At 60.7% G+C, this 21930-nt stretch carries 19 protein-coding genes; 9 read left to right on the plus strand and 10 right to left on the minus strand.

Going from position 1 to position 21930, the window contains the following annotated elements; genetic code table 11:
• The first annotated feature begins 48 nt into the window (after positions 1 to 48).
• The 7 genes from VJ698_RS18150 (at position 49) to VJ698_RS18180 (ending at position 7397) form a co-directional block, all read left to right on the plus strand.
• Entirely contained in the window at positions 49 to 174 is a 126-nt protein-coding gene (locus VJ698_RS18150; protein ID WP_324104203.1) for a hypothetical protein, read from the plus strand.
• A 15-nt stretch (positions 175 to 189) separates the two neighbouring features.
• Positions 190 to 1062: a cytochrome c gene (locus VJ698_RS18155; RefSeq protein WP_324104204.1), complete on the plus strand. Its 873-nt coding sequence runs from the start codon at positions 190 to 192 to the stop codon at positions 1060 to 1062.
• Between the two features lie 13 nt (positions 1063 to 1075).
• The gene (locus VJ698_RS18160) at positions 1076 to 2455 is read left to right on the plus strand and encodes a cbb3-type cytochrome c oxidase subunit I (RefSeq protein ID WP_324104205.1); all 1380 of its coding nucleotides are present in this window, start codon (positions 1076 to 1078) and stop codon (positions 2453 to 2455) included.
• 15 nt (positions 2456 to 2470) lie between these two features.
• The gene (locus tag VJ698_RS18165; RefSeq protein ID WP_324104206.1) at positions 2471 to 3271 is read left to right on the plus strand and encodes an AAA family ATPase; all 801 of its coding nucleotides are present in this window, start codon (positions 2471 to 2473) and stop codon (positions 3269 to 3271) included.
• A gap of 131 nt (positions 3272 to 3402) precedes the next feature.
• A complete protein-coding gene (locus tag VJ698_RS18170; protein ID WP_324104207.1) occupies positions 3403 to 5427 on the plus strand; it encodes a nitric oxide reductase activation protein NorD in 2025 nt (674 codons plus the stop codon).
• A gap of 179 nt (positions 5428 to 5606) precedes the next feature.
• Positions 5607 to 6011: a ribonucleotide reductase subunit alpha gene (locus VJ698_RS18175; protein ID WP_324104208.1), complete on the plus strand. Its 405-nt coding sequence runs from the start codon at positions 5607 to 5609 to the stop codon at positions 6009 to 6011.
• Positions 6012 to 6338: 327 nt separating this feature from the next.
• Positions 6339 to 7397 (plus strand): AI-2E family transporter, encoded by a 1059-nt coding sequence (locus VJ698_RS18180; protein WP_324104209.1) that lies wholly within the window; start codon positions 6339 to 6341, stop codon positions 7395 to 7397.
• 74 nt (positions 7398 to 7471) lie between these two features.
• Here the strand turns inward: VJ698_RS18180 and VJ698_RS18185 are convergent, their stop codons facing one another.
• Entirely contained in the window at positions 7472 to 7657 is a 186-nt protein-coding gene (locus tag VJ698_RS18185) for a hypothetical protein (protein ID WP_324104210.1), read from the minus strand.
• 50 nt (positions 7658 to 7707) lie between these two features.
• Positions 7708 to 9366, minus strand: coding sequence for an NAD(P)/FAD-dependent oxidoreductase (locus VJ698_RS18190; protein ID WP_324104211.1), 1659 nt, complete (start codon positions 9364 to 9366; stop codon positions 7708 to 7710).
• A 125-nt stretch (positions 9367 to 9491) separates the two neighbouring features.
• On the opposite strand from VJ698_RS18190, the gene VJ698_RS18195 reads away from it, so the two are divergent.
• The gene (locus VJ698_RS18195; protein ID WP_324104212.1) at positions 9492 to 10007 is read left to right on the plus strand and encodes a BON domain-containing protein; all 516 of its coding nucleotides are present in this window, start codon (positions 9492 to 9494) and stop codon (positions 10005 to 10007) included.
• A 12-nt stretch (positions 10008 to 10019) separates the two neighbouring features.
• On the opposite strand, the gene VJ698_RS18200 is transcribed toward VJ698_RS18195, so the two are convergent.
• The 6 genes from VJ698_RS18200 to VJ698_RS18225 all read right to left on the minus strand — a co-directional run bounded on the left by VJ698_RS18200 (position 10020) and on the right by VJ698_RS18225 (position 19724).
• Positions 10020 to 10469 carry a PA2169 family four-helix-bundle protein gene (locus VJ698_RS18200; RefSeq protein ID WP_324104213.1) on the minus strand — a complete coding sequence of 150 codons (450 nt, stop codon included), beginning with the start codon at positions 10467 to 10469 and terminating at the stop codon, positions 10020 to 10022.
• A 90-nt stretch (positions 10470 to 10559) separates the two neighbouring features.
• Positions 10560 to 11429: a DUF4142 domain-containing protein gene (locus tag VJ698_RS18205; protein ID WP_324104214.1), complete on the minus strand. Its 870-nt coding sequence runs from the start codon at positions 11427 to 11429 to the stop codon at positions 10560 to 10562.
• A 425-nt stretch (positions 11430 to 11854) separates the two neighbouring features.
• Positions 11855 to 13414, minus strand: coding sequence for a SpoVR family protein (locus VJ698_RS18210; protein ID WP_324104215.1), 1560 nt, complete (start codon positions 13412 to 13414; stop codon positions 11855 to 11857).
• Positions 13411 to 14676 carry a YeaH/YhbH family protein gene (locus tag VJ698_RS18215; protein ID WP_324104216.1) on the minus strand — a complete coding sequence of 422 codons (1266 nt, stop codon included), beginning with the start codon at positions 14674 to 14676 and terminating at the stop codon, positions 13411 to 13413. Before VJ698_RS18215 ends, VJ698_RS18210 begins: the two co-directional genes overlap by 4 nt.
• 232 nt (positions 14677 to 14908) lie before the next feature.
• Positions 14909 to 16831, minus strand: coding sequence for a PrkA family serine protein kinase (locus tag VJ698_RS18220; protein ID WP_324104217.1), 1923 nt, complete (start codon positions 16829 to 16831; stop codon positions 14909 to 14911).
• Between the two features lie 550 nt (positions 16832 to 17381).
• Positions 17382 to 19724, minus strand: a complete 2343-nt coding sequence (locus VJ698_RS18225) for an AsmA family protein (protein WP_324104218.1) — start codon at positions 19722 to 19724, stop codon at positions 17382 to 17384.
• Between the two features lie 270 nt (positions 19725 to 19994).
• On the opposite strand from VJ698_RS18225, the gene VJ698_RS18230 reads away from it, so the two are divergent.
• Complete coding sequence (locus tag VJ698_RS18230; RefSeq protein WP_324104219.1) at positions 19995 to 20492, plus strand: SET domain-containing protein; 498 nt, start codon at positions 19995 to 19997, stop codon at positions 20490 to 20492.
• 253 nt (positions 20493 to 20745) lie between these two features.
• Here the strand turns inward: VJ698_RS18230 and siaD are convergent, their stop codons facing one another.
• The gene (siaD, locus tag VJ698_RS18235) at positions 20746 to 21537 is read right to left on the minus strand and encodes a biofilm regulation diguanylate cyclase SiaD (protein ID WP_324104220.1); all 792 of its coding nucleotides are present in this window, start codon (positions 21535 to 21537) and stop codon (positions 20746 to 20748) included.
• Positions 21538 to 21539: 2 nt separating this feature from the next.
• Positions 21540 to 21920 carry a biofilm regulation phosphoprotein SiaC gene (gene siaC / locus VJ698_RS18240; protein ID WP_324104548.1) on the minus strand — a complete coding sequence of 127 codons (381 nt, stop codon included), beginning with the start codon at positions 21918 to 21920 and terminating at the stop codon, positions 21540 to 21542.
• Positions 21921 to 21930: the final 10 nt, after the last annotated feature.

Genomic DNA, 21930 nt, shown 5'->3' on the forward strand with positions numbered 1-21930 from the left:
GCATCGTGCTTGCTATGCCCGGGTATCCCGACAATGGAGGAATCGCTCATGCACGGCTCCGCGTTGTATGCTCCGCTCAGGCTCCTCAGTTTCCTTGTATTGCTGCTGATGTTGTGCGCCATCATTTATGGCGGCTACATCTCGGTGACTTACTGGTCTGGCATCGGCGTCTGACGGGGCGGGCCAGTCATGAACAAACGACAAAGCCGCCTCTTCGCCATCGTCTCCACCACCATCATCGGCGTGGCCTTCCTCGGCATGACCATCGATACGCATCGACAGGTCGACAAGCTGACCAATGCGCAAAACCTCACGCCCGAAGTGATCCATGGCAAGGACGTCTGGCACAAATACAACTGCATCAACTGCCATACGCTGTTCGGCGAAGGCGCCTACTATGCGCCGGACCTGACCAAGATTACGCAGTACCGCGGCACGCCCTACCTGCGCGCCTACCTGCACGATCCGTCCAAGTTCTACAACGAGCAGCGCCACCGCCGCCTGATGCCGAAGGAAAACCTGTCGGACAATGAAATCAACGATCTCTTGTCCTTCCTCGACTGGGTCAGCAAGGTTGACAACCAGAACTGGCCGCCGCGCCCGATCCTGGTGACCGGCGCGAGCATCCCGGGCACCAGCGCGACACCGGCGCAGCAGCAGAACCCGGCCGGTACGCCGGCGGGCGGCGCGCAAAAGACACCGGGCGCTCGCCCCGTCACGTCGGGCGACGATCCGGTCGCGATCGGCGAGACGCTGTTCCATTCCTCGCCGCCGGGCTGTTTCGCCTGCCACTCGGTCGCGCCCGGCGTCAACCTGGTCGGCCCGTCGCTCTCCGGCGTCGCCACGCGCGCGCAGCAGCTGGTCGGCTCCGGCCAGTACAAGGGTTCGGCCAAGGATGCGGCCGGCTACATCCGCGAGTCGATCCTCAAGCCGAGCGCCTATCTTGTGCCCGGCCCGACCTTCTCCGCGAATGGCCAGTCCTTCATGCCGGACAACTACAGCAAGGAACTCAAGCCCGAGCAGGTCGACCAGCTGGTCGCCTACCTGATGAGCCTGAAATAAAGGGAGAACTGCAATGCGATATCGTTCCCAGTCTGTAGCCTACTGGTACTTCGCGGTGGCGATGGTGCTGTTCGGCCTGCAGCTCGTGTTCGGGCTGTTGTCCGCCTCCAAGTACCTCGGCCCCGATCCCCTGCTCTACATCCTTCCCTTCGACGTCACGAAGATGATCCACACCAATCTGCTGATCGTCTGGGTGCTCACCGGCTTCATGGGTGCGACTTACTGGATGGTGCCAGACGAATCGCGCACCGAGCTCTACAGCGTGAAGCTCGCGTACATCCAGCTGATCCTTTGGGTGATCATGGGCGTGACGGCCGTCATCGGCTACCTGTTCCGTTACGGTACCGGCAACAAGCTGCTCGAGCAGCCGCTGCCGCACAAGATCGTGATCGTGATCGTGATGCTCATGTTCCTCTACAACATCGGCATGACGATAAAAAATTCCGGTCGCTTCACCACCACCGAAGGTGTGCTGCTGATCGGCCTCGGGAGCGCAGCGGTGCTCTATCTGCCGTCGCTGATCGACTTCCGCAACTACACCATCGCCATCTTCTACCGCTGGTGGACCATCCATCTCTGGGTGGAAGGCGTGTGGGAAATGATCCAGGGCGGTTTCCTCGCCTACCTGCTGATCCGCCTGTCGGGTGCGGACCGCGAGGTGATGGAGAAGTGGCTGTACGTGATCGTCGGCCTGGTCTTCATCGCCGGCATCATCGGCACCGCGCACCATTACTACTGGGTCGGCGTGCCACACTACTGGCTGCCGATCGGCGGCTTCTTCAGCGCGCTGGAACCGCTGGCGCTGATCGGCATGGCGATCTATGCGTATTCGGCCATTCGCCGCACGGGCCTCGCGCATCCGAACGTGCTGGCGCTGCACTGGACCGTGGGCAGCGCCCTGTTCACCATGTTCGGCGCCGGCCTGCTCGGCCTGGCGCACACCTGGCCGAGCGTCAACAAGTGGACGCACGGCACGCTCATCACCGCCATGCACGGCCACGCCGCTTTCTATGGCGCCTATGCCATGATCGTACTGGCCATGATCAGCTACGCGCTGCCCTTGATGACGCGCGACCGGCCCGAGCAAGGAACAAGTGTAGGTTTCTGGGCCTTCTGGCTGCAACTCGCCGGCATGTTCGGCATGACCCTCTCCTTCGCCACCGCAGGCATAGCCCAGGTTTACCTGGAACGCATCCTCGGCCTCGGCTATCTCGACACGCAATTGCGCATCCAGGTGCACTTCCTGATGCTGATCGTCACCGCATCGCTGTTCACGATCGGCGTCGCCCTGTTCATCTGGGACTTCTTCCGCTACGCACCGCGCCTGGAACCGAGCGAAGCGGTCGAGCCGGAGCCGGTGATACCGGGCCGCGCCGGCACGGCAACACTGTAGTGGAGCGGACAAAGGATGCAGATAGCCGCGAGCCGTCCCGACGATGAACCGTTCTATGTTCCATCGGGCGATGAAGTGCGCATCTTCGAACAATGCCATGCGCGCAGGCTGGCCGTCATGCTCAAGGGCCCGACCGGCTGCGGCAAGACACGTTTCATCGAGCACATGGCGTGGCGGCTTGGCCGCCCCGTCATCACCATCTCCTGCCACGACGACCTGACCGCAAGCGATCTCGTCGGCCGCTTCCTGATCCGGCACGACGACACGGTATGGCAGGACGGTCCGCTCACCCGCGCGGTGCGCGAAGGTGCGATCTGCTACCTCGATGAAATCGTCGAAGCGCGCCAGGACACGGTCGTGGTGCTGCATCCGCTCACCGATTACCGGCGCATCCTGCCGCTCGACAAGGCCGGCGAACTGATCGAGGCGGCGCCCGGCTTTCAACTGGTCGTGTCGTACAACCCCGGCTACCAGCGCATGCTCAAGGACCTCAAGCCAAGCACTCGCCAGCGCTTCGTCGCGCTCGACCTCGGATTTCCTCGCGCAGAGCGCGAGATCCGCATCGTGCAGCATGAAAGCGGCGCCGATCACCCGACGGCACATGCGCTGGTATCGCTCGGACAGCGCCTGCGCAGCCTGCAGGATCGCGGCCTCGCCGAAGTGCCCAGCACACGCCTCCTGATCGCCGCCGCACGCCTGATCGCAAGCGGCATCGAAGCGCGGGAAGCCTGCTACGCGGCGCTCGTGTCGCCGCTCTCCGACGATGCCTCGCTTGTGGGAGCGATGCGCGACCTGGTGGATGCGACGTTCGTGTAGTCAGTCGAATTGACGAGAGCGTAAGAGATGTCCACGGAAAACACAGAAAACACGGAAATAAATAAAAACTTTTCCGTGTTTTCTGTGTTTTCCGTGGACATGGTTTTTTGCCCTGCATTTCTCATCTGATCATGGCCGAAGCGGAAGATGTTCTGCAGGATGTGGCGCGTCACGCTACTGCCTACGCACAGGGTTTGTGGCGACGGCATCGTGCGGCCACTGCCACACCTTCGGTAAGACTGGCCGATGTCGCGCAACGCATCAGCCTGCTGCTCGCCGCTGTTTTCGGCGATGCGATGCCGCTGCATGTCGCGCAGGCTCCCGCACCGCCGACCTTGTTGCGCGCGCTGCTTCGGCGGCATGAGCAACCCGCTGCGCAATCTGCGCTGCCTGTCACCGACGGGCAGGCGATCTGGTTGCCGTCCGAGTTGAACGCCTCCGACGCAGCCATCGAGCGCTATCGCATCCTCGCGCTGCAGCAGGCGATGCGGGCCGCACGCGGCAGCGCAGGTTTGCGTGCGCCGGGTTCAACGCCGCTGGAACGCGACATTTACCTGCTGCTCGAAGCGGTGGCCGCCGATCATGCATTGACGTGTTTGCTGCCGGGTCTTGCAGCGCCTCTGAATGCACTGCGCCGCGACGCATTGTCGCAGCGTCCTTCAATGAATCGCTTCAGAGCGGGACGGCAACACGTGGAGGAATTGCTGCGCAAGATACTGCAAGCCGATTGTCGTGCGACACCACCTGGCATGACAATCTCACGCACGCCGGCGGGCTCGTGGCAGCAGGCACGCGTTCTTGCCGCTGCCATCGCGCGCGAGTCGGAACCGGCACTGCATCGCATCCGACATCCGCTGTGCAAGGACATGTGGACCGGCGAGCTGCGAACGCCGCCGCCACGCACTGCGATGCGCGGCACGGACGACGAAACCGCCGCGCAGCCCGATGAAAGGAATCCGCGCAGTGCCCGTCTCGCACGCCGGCCCGAGGTACGCGAAGCGGCGGAGGATGAAGACGACCAGCGCACCGGGGCGTGGATGGTGCAGACCGCGCAACCGCAGGAGCACGCGGAAGACCCGGTCGGCATGCAGCGCCCGACGGATCGCGACGCATCGACTGCTGCAGAGGATTTCGCTGATTCGCTCTCCGAACTGCCGGAAGCGCGTCTTGTGTCCACGCCGGGACGGCCGAAGGAAGTGCTGCTGTCGGATGATCCGCTGCCATCCCTCGCCAGGGCAGCGGCTTCCGGCCCTGAGCATGGACAGCGACATTTCAGCTACCCTGAATGGGACTACCGCATCCACGCCTATCGCGAGCCTGGCGCGCACGTGCACCTGCTGCCGCCGCAGCAAGGTTCGCCGCAATGGGTGGCGAACACATTGTCCGAACACCGCGCGATGCTCGACGCCATCCGGCGACGCTTCGAGCTGCTGCGCGCGGACCGCCTGCGCCTGCGCAAGCAGATCGACGGCGAAGACATCGATCTCGATGCCTATATCGAGAGCCGCGCCGATTTTCGCGCGGGGCGGCCGATGGCACAGGCTTTGTACCAGACCTCGCGCATGATCCGGCGCGACATGGCCATTGCGCTGCTGATCGACATCAGCGGCTCCACCGACGGCTGGATCTCCGCGCGGCGGCGTATCATCGACGTGGAGCGCGAGGCGCTGCTGCTGGTCTGCTTCGCGCTCGACGGCATGAACGAACCCTTCGCGGTGCACGCCTTCTCCGGCGAAGGACCGGGCAGGGTCACACTGCGCACGCTCAAGGATTTCGATGAGCCGCACAGCGATCTCGTCGCGCTGCGTATCGCCGCGCTGGAGCCGGAGCGCTACACGCGAGCCGGCGCGGCGATACGCCACGTCACCTCCACGCTCATGCAGCAACCAGCGCGGCATCGCCTGCTCCTGCTGCTATCGGACGGCAAGCCGAACGACCTCGACTACTACGAGGGAAAATACGGCGTGGAAGACATGCGCCAGGCAGTCACGGAAGCGAAACTGCAAGGCATCTTCCCGTTCTGCCTGACCATCGACCGTCAGGCCGCGAACTACCTGCCGCAAATTTTCGGCGCGCACCAGTACGCACTCCTGCCGAGTCCGGAGCTGCTGCCGGCGGTGCTGCTGGATTGGCTGCGGCGGCTGGTGGTGCATTAAGGCGGATAAAGGGTCCACGGAAAACACGGAAGACACGGAAAGATCCGGTCTTTATTTCCGTGTCTTCCGTGTTTTCCGTGGACCAAAAAGAATTTGATGCCGGGCGACAGTCGGCGGAGGTAAGATGTCGCCCGGCGCTTGCCCATGTGCACCGCGCATCTTTGGAAGGAACCCGTCAAATGAATATCACCAGTTACACGGAATTTGTGACCGCGGCTAAACGACAGCCGGAGCCGCAGCGCCTGCTGTTTGTCTTTGCCGAATCCTCGCTGCCGCCGAATGCGACCGAAAGCCAGAAGCAAAGCTTCCGCGCGCAGCAAGGCGGCACGCTGACGCCGATCATGTGCGTCGACAAGCTGCCGGGCGAAGCCGAGGATTTTGCCGGCCTGGTGGAGGAATCGAAGCGCACCGGGCAGCACTGGGATATCGTGTTCGCCGCCTCCTTGTCCGGACGCAGCGGTGTGGTGCCCTCCAGCGACTCCGCCACGCAAGCCCTGAAGCAAATGATCAGTGCGATCGAGCAGGGCTCGCTCGCCCGGTTCCTGGCGTTTGACCGTGCGGGTGAACTGGTGCAGTTCTCCTGACGCTTACGTTCAACGTTCCTTGACGTTGCCGCTCCATTTGCCACTGCCGTTCTGAACCTGGTCTTGCGGCAGCACACGCAGGGCGTGTTTTTCACACGTCACCATGCCATCCTTTTATCGGCGATGGAATCGCGAATCGGGTGGCAATCGGTTTGATGCGCAAAGCACATCCTGCCTTTTCTGCCTTCCCTACCAGTAGATTGACCGCGCGGCGGGCGAAACATGGAAGCGCCGCCACGGGTCGTACCTGCCGGCACTTGGCATGCGGCTTGCCTCCTCGGGCGGCAGGCAAATTCATGGCATGGCAATGCGCATCGGAGGCGTTTCGTGGATGGCAAGACGGTAGCACTGAGAGCACTGATTCAGGCCAGCATGTATGGCGTGGTCATCCTGTTCATCCTGTTGCTGCTGAACGCCGTGCAGGTGCTGCTGGTCATCTATGCGGGCATCCTGCTCGCCGTCCTGCTTCACGGCATGTCGGCGTGGACTGCGCACAAGACCGGCCTTCCCGAAGAATGGTCGCTTGCGCTCTCCATTCTTGTTCCGCTTGCGGTTCTTGGCGTGGGCGGCTGGTTGATCGTGCCGGATGTCGCGGACCAGGCGAGCGATCTGGCGGATCGCCTGCCGCGCGCGGTCGAGGCACTGAAGCAATACGTTCTGCAATTCGACTGGGCAAACCGGCTGTGGGCAAGCAGGGAGCGCCTGCAGCAGTGGATGCCCGAATCGTCGTCAGGCGTGGGCGCCATTGCCGGTGTGCTGTCGTCCTCTCTGAACGCGCTGGGCAACCTGGTGTTTGCCGTCTTTGTCGGCCTGTTTCTCGCTGTGAGGCCGCAATTGTATATTCACGGAAGCATGCGCCTGATTCCCAAGGACAAGCGGGGCAGGGCGCGCGCTATCGCGAATGCGACAGGGGCGACGCTGCGTAGCTGGCTGATTGCAAAGCTTTCCGCCATGGCGGCCATTGGTGTGCTGACGACGCTCGGCCTGTGGCTGCTCGGCATCGATCTGGCACTCGTGCTCGGCTTCATCGCCGCAATGCTGTCCTTCATTCCGAATTTCGGCCCGATCGCGTCGGTAATTCCGGCCGCTCTGATTGCTCTGTTCGAGAGCCCGGAAAAAGCCTTCTATGTGTTGCTGCTGTACATCGCTGTACAGATCTTCGAGAGCTATCTCCTGACACCGCTGCTGCAACAGCACCTGGTCGATCTTCCGCCCGCACTGCTGCTCGCCATGCAGGTCTTGCTCGGCACCCTTGCCGGTGTGCTCGGCATCATTCTTGCAACGCCGCTGACGGCGGCCGGCATGGTGATCGTCAGGATGTGGTATGTGGAAGACATGCTCGGAGACAAGGTCGAGCAGCATGGGCAGAGCGACAAGCGAGTGTAGCTTTCAGGAGCTTCTGCCCTGCACCACTCACGCTGCACGACGACGCCCGAACCGACGGCCTGCGAAGCCGCCGCTCATGTCACTAGCAATGGAGAAAAATCTTGAAAATACTGCTGTGGATTATTGCCATCATTTTCATCATCGGCCTGCTTGTCGTCACCGGCGTGTTGAAGCTGATCTTTTGACATGTTGGGCTTTGCAGCCCAACCTTCGGATGACGAATGTTGCAGTATTCGGTCCACCAAAAACATGAAAAACATGAAATGCTTGTTTTCGTGTTTTTCGTGTCTTTCGTGGACCAATCCACTTCCTAATAAATCTGCTCCCCCGCCTGCGCCCCACCGCGCGCATCGGCCGCACCGACCATGCTGAGCGCCACCGCCTCCGCGACCTTGATGCCGTCCACTGCCGCAGAGAGAATGCCGCCCGCATAACCGGCGCCTTCGCCCGCGGGATACAGACCTTTCGTGTTCACGCTCTGGAAATTGTCCTGGCGCTTGATGCGCACAGGCGATGAGGTGCGCGTTTCGACGCCGGTCAGCAGGGCATCGCGCATCGCATAGCCGCGGATCTGGCGGTCGAAGGCGGGCAGCGCTTCGCGGATGGCTTCGATCGCGTACGCGGGCAAAGAGGGGGCGAGGTCGGTCAGGTGTACGCCGGGTTTGTAGGAAGGCAGCACCGCGCCGACTTCGGTGGAGGGCTTGCCGGCGATGAAGTCGCCAACCAGTTGCCCCGGCGCGTCGTAATTGCCCCCACCCAGCACGAAGGCACGTGATTCCAGTTCGCGCTGCAGATCGATGCCGGCGAGCGGCCCGCCCGGGTAGTCTTCCGGCGTGATGCCTACCACGATGCCGCTGTTGGCATTGCGCTCGTTGCGCGAATACTGGCTCATGCCGTTGGTGACCACGCGCCCCGGTTCCGAGGTGGCGGCGACTACCGTGCCGCCGGGGCACATGCAGAAGCTGTAGACGGTGCGACCGTTGCTGCAGTGATGCACCAGCTTGTAGTCGGCGGCGCCGAGCAGCGGATGGCCGGCAAACTTGCCGAAGCGCGCGCGGTCGATCAGCGACTGCGGATGCTCGATGCGAAAGCCGATGGAGAACGGCTTCGCTTCCACATATACGCCACGCTCATGCAGCATCTGGAAGGTGTCGCGCGCGCTGTGTCCGACGGCGAGCACGACATGATCGGAGACGATGCGTTCGCCGCTGGCGAGCACCACACCGCGCATCTGCCCCTGATCGATGTCGAGGTCGGCGACCTTCGCTTCGAAACGGAATTCGCCGCCCAGCGATTCGATGGTTTCGCGCATCGCCTGCACCATCTTCACGAGGCGGAAGGTGCCGATGTGCGGCTTGCTGACGTACAGGATTTCTTCCGGCGCGTAGGCGTTCACGAATTCGGTCAGCACCTTGCGGCTGTAGTGCTTCGGATCCTTGATGCCGCTGTGCAGCTTGCCGTCCGAGAAGGTGCCGGCGCCGCCTTCGCCGAACTGCACATTCGATTCCGGATTGAGCTCGCGCTTGCGCCACAGGCCCCAGGTGTCTTTGGTACGCTCGCGCACAACCTTGCCGCGTTCGAGGATGATGGGCCGGAAGCCCATCTGCGCGAGGATCAGCGCGGCGAATATGCCGCAGGGACCGAAGCCGATGATGACGGGACGGGCCGCGTCAGGGCGCTGGCTGAACTGCTCGGGCGCATGGGTGACGAACTTGTAGCTGGTGTCCGGCGCGATGCTGACATTCGGCACGTCCTTCAGCTGCGTCAGCACCGCCTCTTCGTTCTTCACTTCGACATCGAGCGTGTAGACCAGCGTGATCGCACTGCGCTTGCGTGCGTCGTAGCCGCGCCGGAAGATGGTGGTGCGGACAAGGTCGTCCGCCGCGATCTTCAGCCTTGCCAGGATGGCGGCTTGCAGGTCGGCAGCGGGATGGTCGAGCGGGAGGATGACGTTGGTCAGTCGCAGCATGTGCGTGAGAGAAATGCGGTGGGAAGGGCGCTATTTTACTCTACGGCACAGGGGCTGATCCGTGGCATTTTTGTCATCCCGGACCTTGTTCAGGTAATCTCTTCGCAACAACTGCGCGTGGAGGAATGATGGATACACTGCCGATCTCGCTTCGCACGGTGAAAACCGCACTGGCGCTGCTGCTTCTTGCATCGGCCATGGCGCATGCGGAGGAGAGGAAGAACTGGTACAACGACCCGTTCGAGCAGGCGACGGGCGCGATAGCGCAATGCGGCACCGTGAACGGCCCGCTGCGCACGAAAGCGGAAGCCCTGGCGGACGCGCATCACCGCATCGAGCGCGGCAACTCCTGCGTGCTGAACGGGCTTTGCGAACCCGGCGGACCCTACATGCACGATCCCGAGATCAACAGGCACGTGGTCGAGGCACTGCAAGCCGTGCCCGGACTGCAGCGCTCGGCAATCTGGGTATCGACGGAGCACAAATGGGTCAAGCTCGAAGGCTGCATCGAATCCGAGCAGCAGCGTACAGCAGCCCTGGAAGCGGCACGCCGCGTGCCGATGGTCGAGTTCGTGATTGACAAGCTGGTGCGTCCCGGCGCGGAAAATGTGCAGCATGAGCCGGTAAGGCCGCCGCACTGATCCCGCTTTGCGCTATGCGCTGCGGTACTGGTCGCGCAGGCTCTTCACCTGGTCATGGTTCTTCAGCACGCCGTGGTACTGCTTTTCCACGACGCCACGCACGTCCGCTGGCAGGTTCTTGTCCAGCGCGTTCTTGTAGCTCGACACCGCGACATCCTCGCCGCGCTCGCATTCCTTCAGCACCGCCCTGTCGTCCTTGCCGGTGACCAGGCCCTTGATGTCGACCCAGCGCCGGTGCACCGCACTGCCAAGGTCGCTGCTGTTGGCCGGGTCGCCGCCGTAAGCGCGCACCAGGCGCTGCAAGTCGATGACGGCGGCGGTGCAGGTTTGTGCGCGATTGACAAAGAAGGTCTTGAGCTGCGGATCGCTCGCGTTATCGGCGCAGGTCTTGAATCCTTCCTCACCGTCCTTGCTGGTCTCGATCAGCTTGTTCAGCGTGGAGATCACTTCATCATTGTCCATGTCCGCTCCAGTAGGCGTGGCAGGCGCCGGCCGCCGTACGTCCGCGCGGCGGAGCGGAGACGCATGGCGGATACGGCTTGAAACACGGGCTTACTTGTTGCCGGTGCTGCTCTTGCCGGTGCTGCTGCCCGAACCCGATGTGTCGGAAGAGCTGCTGCCCGATGCGGACTTGCCGGTTGATCCGGCTGACGATCCGGAAGCCGTCCCCTTGCCGCTGGCGATATCCTTGGCCATCGCCAGGTGCTGGTCAACGGTCGGCTTGATCTTCGCCACCAACGCCTTCAGGTCGGAGTCCTTCGCGCGCCGCTCTGCCCGCTTGAGGAAGTTGTCGGTCGAGCGATGATCGGAAACGCCGCCCTTGGCCATATATTGCTTGTCGAACTTGCTGCCTTCCAGCGCGCCGAGTTTCTTGATTTCAGCCTGATGCTTCTTGTCCGGCTCTGTCGGCAGGGTCACGCCCTTGGACTGGGCCAGCTGCTCCAGGTCCTTCTGCGCCTGCGTATGGTCATCGATCATCTTCTGCGCAAAATCCTTGACCTGCTGGCTACTCGATTTGCTCTGCGCGACTTTCGCCGCCTCGATTTCGGCCAGGTTCGACTGGGCGATTTCACGCATCAGGTTCTGGTCCGATTTGCTCAGCGTCTTGCCGCCCGCGCTCGTGCTCGCACTGGACGAGGTGTCCGACGATCCGCTGCTGCTGGCCGAGGACTTGCTGCCCGTATCGGATGAACCGCTGCTGCCGGCCGAGGACTTGCTGCCGGTATCGGACGAACCGCTGGCCGGCGGCTTGGCGCTGGACGTTTCATTCTGGCCGGTCGGGCTCATCTTGCCCGCCTTGTTTTCCTTCGTCATGCCGGACGCGTCCGGTGTGGTGGACTGCGCATAGACGGAGGTGCCGCCGAACAGCAGCGCCAGTGCAGCAACGCTGAGCAGGCGGTTCAGGTGATGACGTTTTTCCATTTCAAGTCTCCTTCAGGAAGATGATGGCAATAGCCAACAAAGTGCATCAATGCGACGCATCCGAAGTCAGGCAATGTGCATGCCAGAGCGCGAAACCGTGAAGGATGCGGTGATGCGCGGTGCTGCCATGGAAGAGACTACAAGGGGGTGCAATATTTACAGCAAGTGTTGCCGCGCAGCGCACGCCGGCGTGGCATCGGCAGTGCGCAGACAAAAAAATGCCAAGGCTTTCGCCTTGGCATCAAGACTTGCCGGATTGCTCCGACAAGCGCCCATGACAGAAGAGCGGCCATTGCCGCCTGCAAGAAGCGCCTCCACACTGATTGCAGACGGTTGCAGACGGGTTGCGATGGACGCCGCTGCGCCTTGCGGCGCTCCCCTTTCCGAGCGGCGTCCTCGCAATCCTTTCTATGACCGGTCTTCAGCTATCGCTGTCTCTTCTCGCATTTTTGTTCAGTAATATTCAATACATTTCCATCCGGATCGACAGTCTCCATGATCACGTCAAAACCCCACAGCCGCGCCACGTGCTTCAACACTTCGTCCGTCTGCTGATTGAGCGGACGGCGCAGGTACTGGTTGTGGCGCAAGGTCAGTGCGCGATGGCCGTGCGTATCCACCGACCACACCTGAATGTTCGGCTCGCGGTTGTGCATGTTGTACTGCCCGGCAAGCTGCTCGCGCAGGTAGCGATAGCCGGCATCATCATGAATGGCGGAGATGACCAGCTTGTCCTTCTTGTCATCATCCAGCACCGAGAAGAAGTGGAAGTCACGGATCAGTCTGGGCGACAGGAATTGCGAGATGAAACTCTCATCCTTGAAGTTGCGCATCGCAAAGTCGAGCGTCTTCTTCCAGTCGCTGCCAGCAATGTCCGGGAACCACTGCCTGTCTTCGTCCGTCGGGTTTTCGCAGATGCGGCGGATGTCGCGCATCATGGCGAACCCGAGTGCATACGGATTGATGCCGTTGAAGTACTTGCTCGTGACCGGCGGCTGGTAGACGACATTGGTGTGGCTTTGCAGGAACTCCATCATGAAGCCGTTGCCGACGATGCCTTCGTCGTACAACTGGTTGAGGATGGTGTAATGCCAGAACGTCGCCCAGCCTTCGTTCATCACCTGCGTCTGGCGCTGCGGATAGAAGTACTGCGAGACCTTGCGTACGATGCGCACGATCTCGCGCTGCCACGGCTCCAGCAGCGGTGCGTATTTCTCGATGAAGTACAGCAGGTTTTCCTGCGGCTCGGCCGGGAAGCGGTTGGGAGTGTCTTCCTGCACCACTTCCGGCTTGCGCGGCAGCGTACGCCACAGCTCGTTGACCTGCGACTGCAGGTAACGCTCGCGCTCCTCCTGCCGCTCGCGTTCTTTCGCCATCGACAATTTGGCCGGACGCTTGTAGCGGTCCACGCCGTAGTTCTGCAGCGCGTGGCAAGAGTCGAGCAGCAGCTCGACCGCTTCGATGCCGTAGCGCCGTTCGCATTCCGCAATGTACTTCTTCGCGAACACCATGTAATCGATGATCGCATCCGCATCGGTCCAGGTGCGGAACAGGTAATTTCCCTTGAAGAAGGAATTGTGGCCGTAGGATGCATGCGCGATCACCAGCGCCTGCATGGTCAGGCTGTTTTCCTCCATCAGGTAGGCGATGCACGGATTCGAGTTGATCACGATCTCATACGCCAGCCCCATGTGGCCGCGCTTGTAGCTTTTTTCCGTCGCGAGGAAATGCTTGCCGAAGGACCAGTGGCTGTAAGACACCGGCATGCCGACCGATGCGTAGGCATCCATCATCTGCTCGGCGGTGATGACCTCCAGCTGGTTCGGATAGGTATCGAGGCCGAAGTTGCCGGCCACCCGATGGATTTCATCGTGGATCTGTTCAAGCAGTTCGAAGGTCCATTCCGACTGCTCTGGCAGCCGGAACGGTTTGACAGCCTTCTTGCGGGGCTTCCTTGCCGGTTTCTTGAGCTCAGTCGTCGTCATTTCGGTTGCTTCTTGAAGAGTTCACGGAACACCGGATAGATGTCTGCCGGCGACTCGATTTTCTGCATCGCAAAGTGCGGATGAACGTCCGGAACCTGGGTGTATTCATGCCACAGGTTCTGCGGCTCGCCATCGGTGATTTCGACGTAGGCGTAGTACTGCACCAGCGGCATGATCTTGTTGATGAGCAGCTCGCGGCATGTGATGGAGTCGTTATCCCAGTTGTCACCGTCGGAAGCCTGCGCGACATACACGTTCCAGTCGCCGCGCGCATAGCGCTCATTGATGATCTTGTCCAGCAGGTGCAGCGCCGAGGACACCACCGTGCCGCCGGACTCGCGCGAGTTGAAGAAGTCGTTTTCGTCGACTTCGGTCGCTTGCGTATGATGACGGATGAACACCACCTCGATCTTCTCGTAGGCGCGCTCGAGGAACAGGTAGAGCAGGATGAAGAAGCGCTTGGCGGCGTCCTTCTTCGCCTGGTCCATCGAGCCCGAGACGTCCATCACGCAGAACATCACCGCCTGCGTGGACGGCTTGGGCACCTTGATGCGGTTGCTGTAGCGCAGGTCGATCGGATCGAGGAAGGGGATGCCGGCCAGCTTGGCGCGCAGGTGATGGATCTCCTTGCGCAGCGCGAGGATGCGATGATCATCCTCGAAGCAGGTCTTCAACAGCTCATTCATTTCCGCTTCGGCTTCCTTCAGGCGCCTGCGCGACTTGGCGCCGACGGCGATGCGGCGTCCGATCGCGCCGCGCATCGAGCGCAGCACATGAATGTTGGTCGGCGTGCCCGAGATGGTGTAGCCGGCGCGCTGCTGCTTGAAATCGGTGATGGAAGTGAGTTGTGTCTTGACGAGGTTGGGCAGTTCGAGGTCTTCGAAGAAGTAGTTCATGAACTCTTCGCGCGAGAGCTCGAACACGAAGTCGTCTTCGGTGATCTCTTCGCTGTTGCCTGCCTTGCCCTTGCCGGCGCCATTGCCGCCTTTCGGCCGCTGGACCTGGTCGCCTTTCTGGTATTCCTTGTTCCCCGGCCGCACCGTTTCCCACACGCCGCCATGCGCATGGCCGAAGGTGGGCTCGTTGATGTCCTTGACGGGAATGGAAATCTTTTCGCCTTTCTCGACCTCGGTGATCGAGCGGCCCTTGACGGCACGTGCAACGGCATCCTTGATCTGGGACTTGTAACGCCGCAGGAAACGTTCGCGGTTGCCCGCGGACTTGTTCTTGCCTTGCAGACGCCGGTCGATGAGGTAAGCCAAAGTGCCTCCTGAAACTCTGTATGGGCGTTTGTTGTACCTCTCCTCCGCGAACGGAGTGAGGTGTACCCACCTCCTCGCACCAGTCCCCTCCCCCTTGCAGGGTGAGGGCCAGGGTGGGGGTAGAGAGATCGATCCAGCGGAGTCGACCGCTCAACCGCCCTACTGCCATCCCAACCTTCCCCCTGGGAGGGGGAAGGCGCCGGTCCGCGAAGCGGCAGGCATTACATCTGCATCACGACGACTTGCGCACCCGCAGATACCATTCGCACAGCAAACGTACCTGCTTGGCGGTGTAACCCTTGGCCACCATGCGCCCGACGAATTCCTGATGCTTGTTCGCATCGTCGGCACTCGCCTTCGCATTGAAGGAGATCACGGGCAGCAGCTCTTCGGTATTCGAGAACATCTTCTTCTCGATCACCGTGCGCAGTTTTTCGTAGCTGGTCCAGGCCGGGTTCTTGCCGTTGTTCTGGGCGCGCGCGCGCAGCACGAAGTTGACGATCTCGTTGCGGAAGTCCTTCGGGTTGGAGATACCCGCGGGCTTCTCGATTTTCTCGAGCTCGCTGTTCAGTGCTTCGCGATCGAAGCTCTCGCCGGTATCCGGATCGCGGAATTCCTGGTCCTGGATCCAGAAGTCGGCGAAGGTCACATAACGGTCGAAGATGTTCTGACCATATTCCGAATAGCTCTCGAGGTAGGCCGTCTGGATCTCCTTGCCGATGAACTCGACGTAGCGCTGCGCCAGGTACTCCTTGATGTACGACATGTACTTCTGCTCGGTCTCCGGCGGGAACTGCTCGCGCTCGACCTGCTGTTCCAGTACGTAGAGCAAGTGCACCGGATTGGCCGCGACTTCCGTGTTGTCGAAGTTGAAGACCTTGGACAGGATCTTGAATGCGAAGCGCGTCGAGAGGCCGTTCATGCCTTCATCCACGCCGGCGTAGTCGGTGTACTCCTGGCGCGACTTCGCCTTCGGATCGGTGTCCTTCAGATTCTCACCGTCATACACCTGCATCTTCGAGAAGATGCTGGAGTTCTCCGGTTCCTTCAAACGCGACAGCACGGCGAACTGCGCCATCATCTTCAAGGTGCCGGGCGCGCAAGGCGCCTGCGACAGCGATGAAGTGCGAACCAGCTTATCGTAAATCTTGATTTCCTCGGACACTCTCAGGCAGTACGGCACTTTCACGATGTAGATACGATCGAGAAATGCTTCATTGTTCTTGTTGTTCTTGAACGCTTTCCACTCCGACTCGTTCGAGTGCGCCAGCACCACGCCGTCGAAGGGAATCGCACCGAAACCTTCGGTGCCCTTGTAGTTGCCTTCCTGCGTCGCGGTCAGCAACGGATGCAGCACCTTGATCGGCGCCTTGAACATCTCGACGAATTCCATCAGGCCCTGGTTCGACAGGCACAGGCCGCCGGAGTAGCTGTAGGCATCCGGATCATCCTGCGAATAATCTTCCAGCTTGCGGATATCGACCTTGCCCACCAGCGAAGAGATGTCCTGGTTGTTTTCGTCGCCCGGCTCGGTCTTTGAAATCGCGATCTGTTTCAATACAGACGGATAACGCTTCACGACGCGGAACTGGTTGATGTCGCCGTTGAACTCGTGCAGGCGCTTCACCGCCCATGGGCTGGGGATAGTCTTGAGGTAGCGGCGGGGAATGCCGTAATCCTCTTCAAGGATCGCGCCGTCTTCATCCGCATCGAACAGGCCGAGCGGTGATTCATTCACGGGCGAACCCTTGATCGCGTAGAAGGGCACGCGCTCCATCAGTGATTTCAGCTTTTCGGCGATCGACGATTTGCCGCCGCCGACCGGGCCGAGGAGATAGAGCACCTGCTTGCGCTCTTCCAGGCCTTGCGCTGCATGACGAAAATAGGAAACGACCTGCTCGATGACTTCCTCCATGCCGTAGAACTCACGGAACGCAGGATAGATCTTGATAACCTTGTTGGCGAAGATGCGCGAGAGTCGCGGATCGTGACGCGTATCAACGAGTTCGGGTTCACCGATTGCTTCGAGCATGCGCTCGGCGGCAGTGGCGAAGGCGAGTCGATCGCGTTTGCACAATTCCAGATATTCTTGCAGGGAGTACTCCTCTTCCCGTGTCCGCTCATACCGTGATGCGTAGTTGTCAAAGATCTTCATGGGGTTTCCTTTGTAAATCTACCGGTCATTGGGTGTCGGATACAGATTTGAATTTCCACTCCGCAATTTAATAATACGCGCTGTTTTCCATTGTCCATAGAAAATTTTCGGATTTTTTCTGACAGAGAAAACCGTTAAAAATTTGTGTAGCCACTTCATCTTTTCAATGCGATATTTCTCTCGTATTTCGCTCGTGTTTTCTGCGAAAAAAGTTTTGATTGCGCAAAACTTTTTTGCGCAATCGCTGTCGTGAAAGCGCGTTTTCGCGATGCAGTGCAGCGCAGCATGCTGATTCGTCATCGAAGATAGATGGTGCGTAAATGCGACACCGTTGCACGTGTCATGCATGTGGTCGCGCAGTGAACGCATGAATTGAATGGCAAAGCACGCGCTGTTCGTGCGATGGTGTTGATGCAGATGCGACAGGAAGAGATTGCGCGATATGTTGTGCGTGCACGATGTGCGTTGCATCGATGCAAATGCCGATGCACATCATCGTAATATTTCTTGCACGTTTGAATCGCTGAGGTATATTGAAATGTGAAGCGCCCTATCGGCCGAGGAAGCCCTTCAGCTTGTCCTTGAGCTGCTCCTCGATTTTTGCTTTCACTTCTCCCTTCTTTTCTTCGAGCTTCTGCTTTGCGAGTTCGCTTGCCATTCCGGCGAAATCGATGCGCCAGCTCATCGACGCCAACGGCCCTGTGAGGCGCACCGGCACCGTGAGTCCCTTGAGCGCCTGCAGTTCGGGACCACCCTGTCCCTGCAGCGTCGACACGACAGTTGCCTTGACGAGATAGTCGATGCGTTCGTCGCCGAGGTTGATGTCGCCCGAACCGCCGATGCGCATCAATGGCGATTTGATATTGAGGTCGTCGTTGTGCGCAATGCCGTTGGCGATGCGGAAGGATCCCGTCAGTTCGCTGAAGTCGGTCTTCTCTTCGGCAGATGACGTGCCCGTCTGCGCCGGCACGTCGCCGCGTATCGCGCCGATCTGCGCCTTGGCGCGCCGCACCGCCTGCGCGATGTTGACGCCGCGAATCGCTCCGTCGCGCAACTCCAGTCGCGCCGTGCCGTTCAATGCCTTCCTGATCTGGCCGAAGGTCGCGCCGCTGGTGGTGACGTCGAGCTGCACGTTGCCGCGTCCTTCGATCGGCGCCTTGTCGATGGCATCCTTCAGCAACGGGCCAACATTGATGCCGGAGAGCGTTTGACGCAGCGCGAAACGCACCGGCCTGCCGGCAGTAATGGCCAGGCCGCCGTTGACGCTGCCACCATACAGACTGGCCGTGAGCTGTCGCACATTCAGTGTTCCACCCGCCGCGCGCACATCGAAGCGCACATTCGTTGTCCTGATGTTTTGTACCTTCAGCGCGCCGACACGCACACTGCCGCTTGCCTGCAATTTCTGCAGCGCGGAAAAATCCATTGGCGCTTCCGGCTTCGCCGGTTTTGATGCCGGCGCGTTCGCCGGCGGTGCGCTCTTGCGCTGGTAACGGTCAAGATCGAGCTGGTCGATGCCGATGTCAAATGTATATGCCGCCGGCGAGAATCCGTTCTGTGCCAAGCTTGCGTTGAAGTTGCTCTGGTCGAGGCTGCCCTTGAGCGTCGCCGACATCGTCTTCTTGTCGAGGCGAACGCTGGCGTTGCCGCCCGCCTTCAGCGCCAGCGTGCCGCCACCGGGATTGGGCAGGACGAAATCGGCGGCGATGTGCGGCAAGTCGATCAACTGGGTCGCGAGGTTGATCGACAGTGGCGTTGTCATCGATCCGTTGAGTGCGGTGTCGCCCTGCCGGCCGGACAGGTTCAAGGCGACTTGCGGTGATGTCAACAACAGCTTGTCGAGATTTCCGGAGAGCGCGCCGGACAGCTTCACCTTCGCGTCCAGCGCTGCATCCTTGATCGTCGCATCGAGCATCAGCGCAGGCAGAGTGAAGGCCTGAGGCGAGCCCTCGAAATTCGGCGTGCTGAAGATGGCGCTGATGGTGCGCGCGCCTTCGCTGAGTTTCGCCTCGCCGCTCAGCTTGCTGCCGCTGACCTTCGCATCGGACACCACCAGCTTCGGAATGTCGGCGCTCGCCTCGAGTGCGTTGCCCGCGCCCTTTCCCCTCGCCGACAGGCGGATGCCGTCAAGCAGGAAGTGTTTCGCGTCCGGTTGCAGGTCGGCGTTGCCAACGGCGTGCAGCAGCAGGTCGGTAAAGCCGGACAAGCTCCCCTTCAGCTCCGCATCCATCCCTTTCAGTGCATAGCGCTTGCGCTCGAGGTCGAGCGTGAAGCCGCTCTTGAAGGACAGCCTGGCATTCACCGCCGGCTTGTTGCCCTTGATGTCAGCTGCAAGCTTCAGCTTGCTCGGCACGCCGTTGGCGATCCTGCCGGTTTCCATGTCCATGTCGAACAGCTCGAACCGGCGGTCCTGCTCCCGGTCGTCGTAGACGAGGTCGGCATGCGATATACGCACGCTGTCGATATCGAACAGCACCTGCTGGCCGGGCTCGCCTTTTGCAGTCAGGTCGTCGACATTGCTGCTGCCGTCCTTATGGCGTGTGATGGTCGCGCGAAGGCCATCGACCTGGACCTGGTCGATGACCAGTTTTTTCGCCAGCAGCGGGATGAGTTCAAGCGATACTCTCGCGCTGTCTACGGAGGCGAATTCCGCGCTGCTGTTGCGCTCGGAAATGCTGGCCGGCCCGAACTTCGCGCCGAGCTTCGGGAAAAAACTCAGCTTGATATCGCCCGGAATCCGCAGCGTGCGCTGCTTCTTTTCCTGCACCATCCTGATGAGCAAGGGCTTGTAATCGTTCGGATTGAAGGTTGCGGCAACGATGCCCGCGGCAGCAAGCAGCAGCGCCACCAGCGCGGCGAGTGCGATCAGGACAATCCTTGCGGTCTTAGGCATGCCTTCCCTTCTTTCCTCTGATAGTGCGACCCATGCAGGGTGCTCTCTATACAAGATAGGCTGCACGCCGAGCGCGTCAATGCGCAAACATCTTGTATTTGAGGAAACAGGGTGGTCTTGGTTCCGCCGCCGGGCGCCGCATCGTTTTTTTCGCTGGAGCAAGCGATGCGCAGCCCAAACTGCCCGAGAATTGTTTAAACTTCAAACCTTCCTGAAAAACGTGTCGCACAAGGCATCCAGCAGCCCTTCCCTTCATTCACCGGAACCGAAATGAGTCGCATCAGCAAGGCAGCCGCCGCATCCACCGAACGCCCCCTTTTCGCCGTACGCAATTCCCGGATCCACGGACGCGGCGTTTTCGCCGCACGCAAGATCCCGGCCGGCACCCGCATCGTCGAATACGAAGGCGAGCGCATCAGCGGGAAGGAAGCAGTCAAGCGGGAAAATGCCAAGGCGCCCGACGACTTCCACACCTTCTTCTTCAGCCTGGACAACGGCAAGATCATCGACGGCGGCAGCCAGGGCAACGACGCGCGCTGGATCAACCACGCCTGTGCACCCAACTGCGAAGCACGGGAAGAAGACGGCCACGTCTTCATCTATTCCCTGCACGATATCAAGCGCGGCGAAGAACTCAACTACGACTACGGCCTGACACTGGACGGCCGCCACACCCCGGCGCTCAAGCGCGCCTACGCCTGCCTGTGCGGTGCGGAGAATTGCCGTGGGACTTTGCTGGCGCCAAAGAGAAAAAAGAAGCAGGCGTAGATCGACGGACCTTGGGATAACGTGAATCTCTTCCGCGAAGCGCCACCTGGGAAAGCGATTTGTCCACGGAAAACACTCGGCGTGCCCCACGAAAAACACGAAAAGGATCAACGTTCGAAAAGCGTTCGAAACCGCCTCCCGCCTTGCTGTCATTCCTACCGGCTCACGATGCCAGCTTGTTGATTCGTGGTCTCTTTCGTGTTTTTCGTGGACCACCTGACAAAAGCGCTCCGAATGGAATAAAGGCTGGAGATTACTCGGCGATCCGGTAACGATTGCGTCCCTCGCGCTTGGCCTGCAGCATGGCAGTGTCGGCGCGGCGGATGGTATCGGAAATGCTCTCGCCCGGGCGGCGTTCGGCAATGCCGAAGGTGGCGGAGATCTCGACCGGCGCACTGCCGGCGACGATGTCCAGCTCCAGTGCGGCGATGGCGTTGCGCATACGCTCGACGACCAGCACACCCTCGGCCGCGCCGATCTCGGGCATGATGACCAGGAACTCTTCGCCGCCCCAGCGGCCACAGATGTCGTAGTCGCGCACGCCGGACTTGATGGCGCCGGCAATTTCGATCAGCGCCTTGTCGCCGGCCTCGTGGCCGTAGCTGTCATTGATCGTCTTGAAATGGTCAACATCGGCCAGCGCGATGGTCAAGGGCCGCTCCATGCGCTCGGCGCGCGCCGCCTCGGCCTTGAGGCGGTCCATCAACAATCGCCGGTTGCCGATGCCCGTGAGCGGATCCTTGGTCGAGGCTTCCTTCAACGCCTCGTTGAGGTCGCGCATCATGGACTGGTAGCGGTCGGAGATATGCGCGATCTTTTCCAGTTGCCGCAACTGCCGCTGGTAGCGCTCCGTCAGGCCGAGCTTCTCTTCGCGCACGATGCTCTGATAGCCATCGGAAATGCGCGTGATGCGGTCGATCTGGCGCAGCAGGCCGCGAAATTCCTGGTACAGCTCCTGCAACGGATAGTGCAGCGGATTCTCCTTGTGCGCAGGATCCGCCAGCAGCATCTCGATGACCAGTTCCAGGTTCTTATCGTCGCGCACGGTCATTCCACCTGGCTGGCGATCATGAAGGGGAAGCTGCAATCTTCCTTGAATTCCTCGGCAAGCTCCGCCACCCGCTCGTTCTGCTCGTCGTAAAACCAGTTGACCGCCACTTCGCGTCCTTCGCGGTGCGCGTCTTCCAGCATGTCGAAGATGTCCATCATGGCCTTGACGCTGCTGGTGTTGAGATAGAGCAGGTGCAGGTTGAGGGTCAGTGCGTGTTGCGTGTCGCGCAGATACGCTTCGATCCATTGCAGGACGGGCGAGAACAGCTCGAAGGAATTCTCCGGATAGGAGTCGCCGCTCATCTCGACGGTGCCGGTCCGCGCATCCGCCACGATGGAGGGCGTGGATTGCGTGCCTTCAATTCTCAGGTCGTTCATCATTGTTCCT

Origin of the sequence: Noviherbaspirillum sp. (assembly GCF_035254685.1) — a bacterium.
Classification (GTDB): domain Bacteria; phylum Pseudomonadota; class Gammaproteobacteria; order Burkholderiales; family Burkholderiaceae_D; genus Noviherbaspirillum.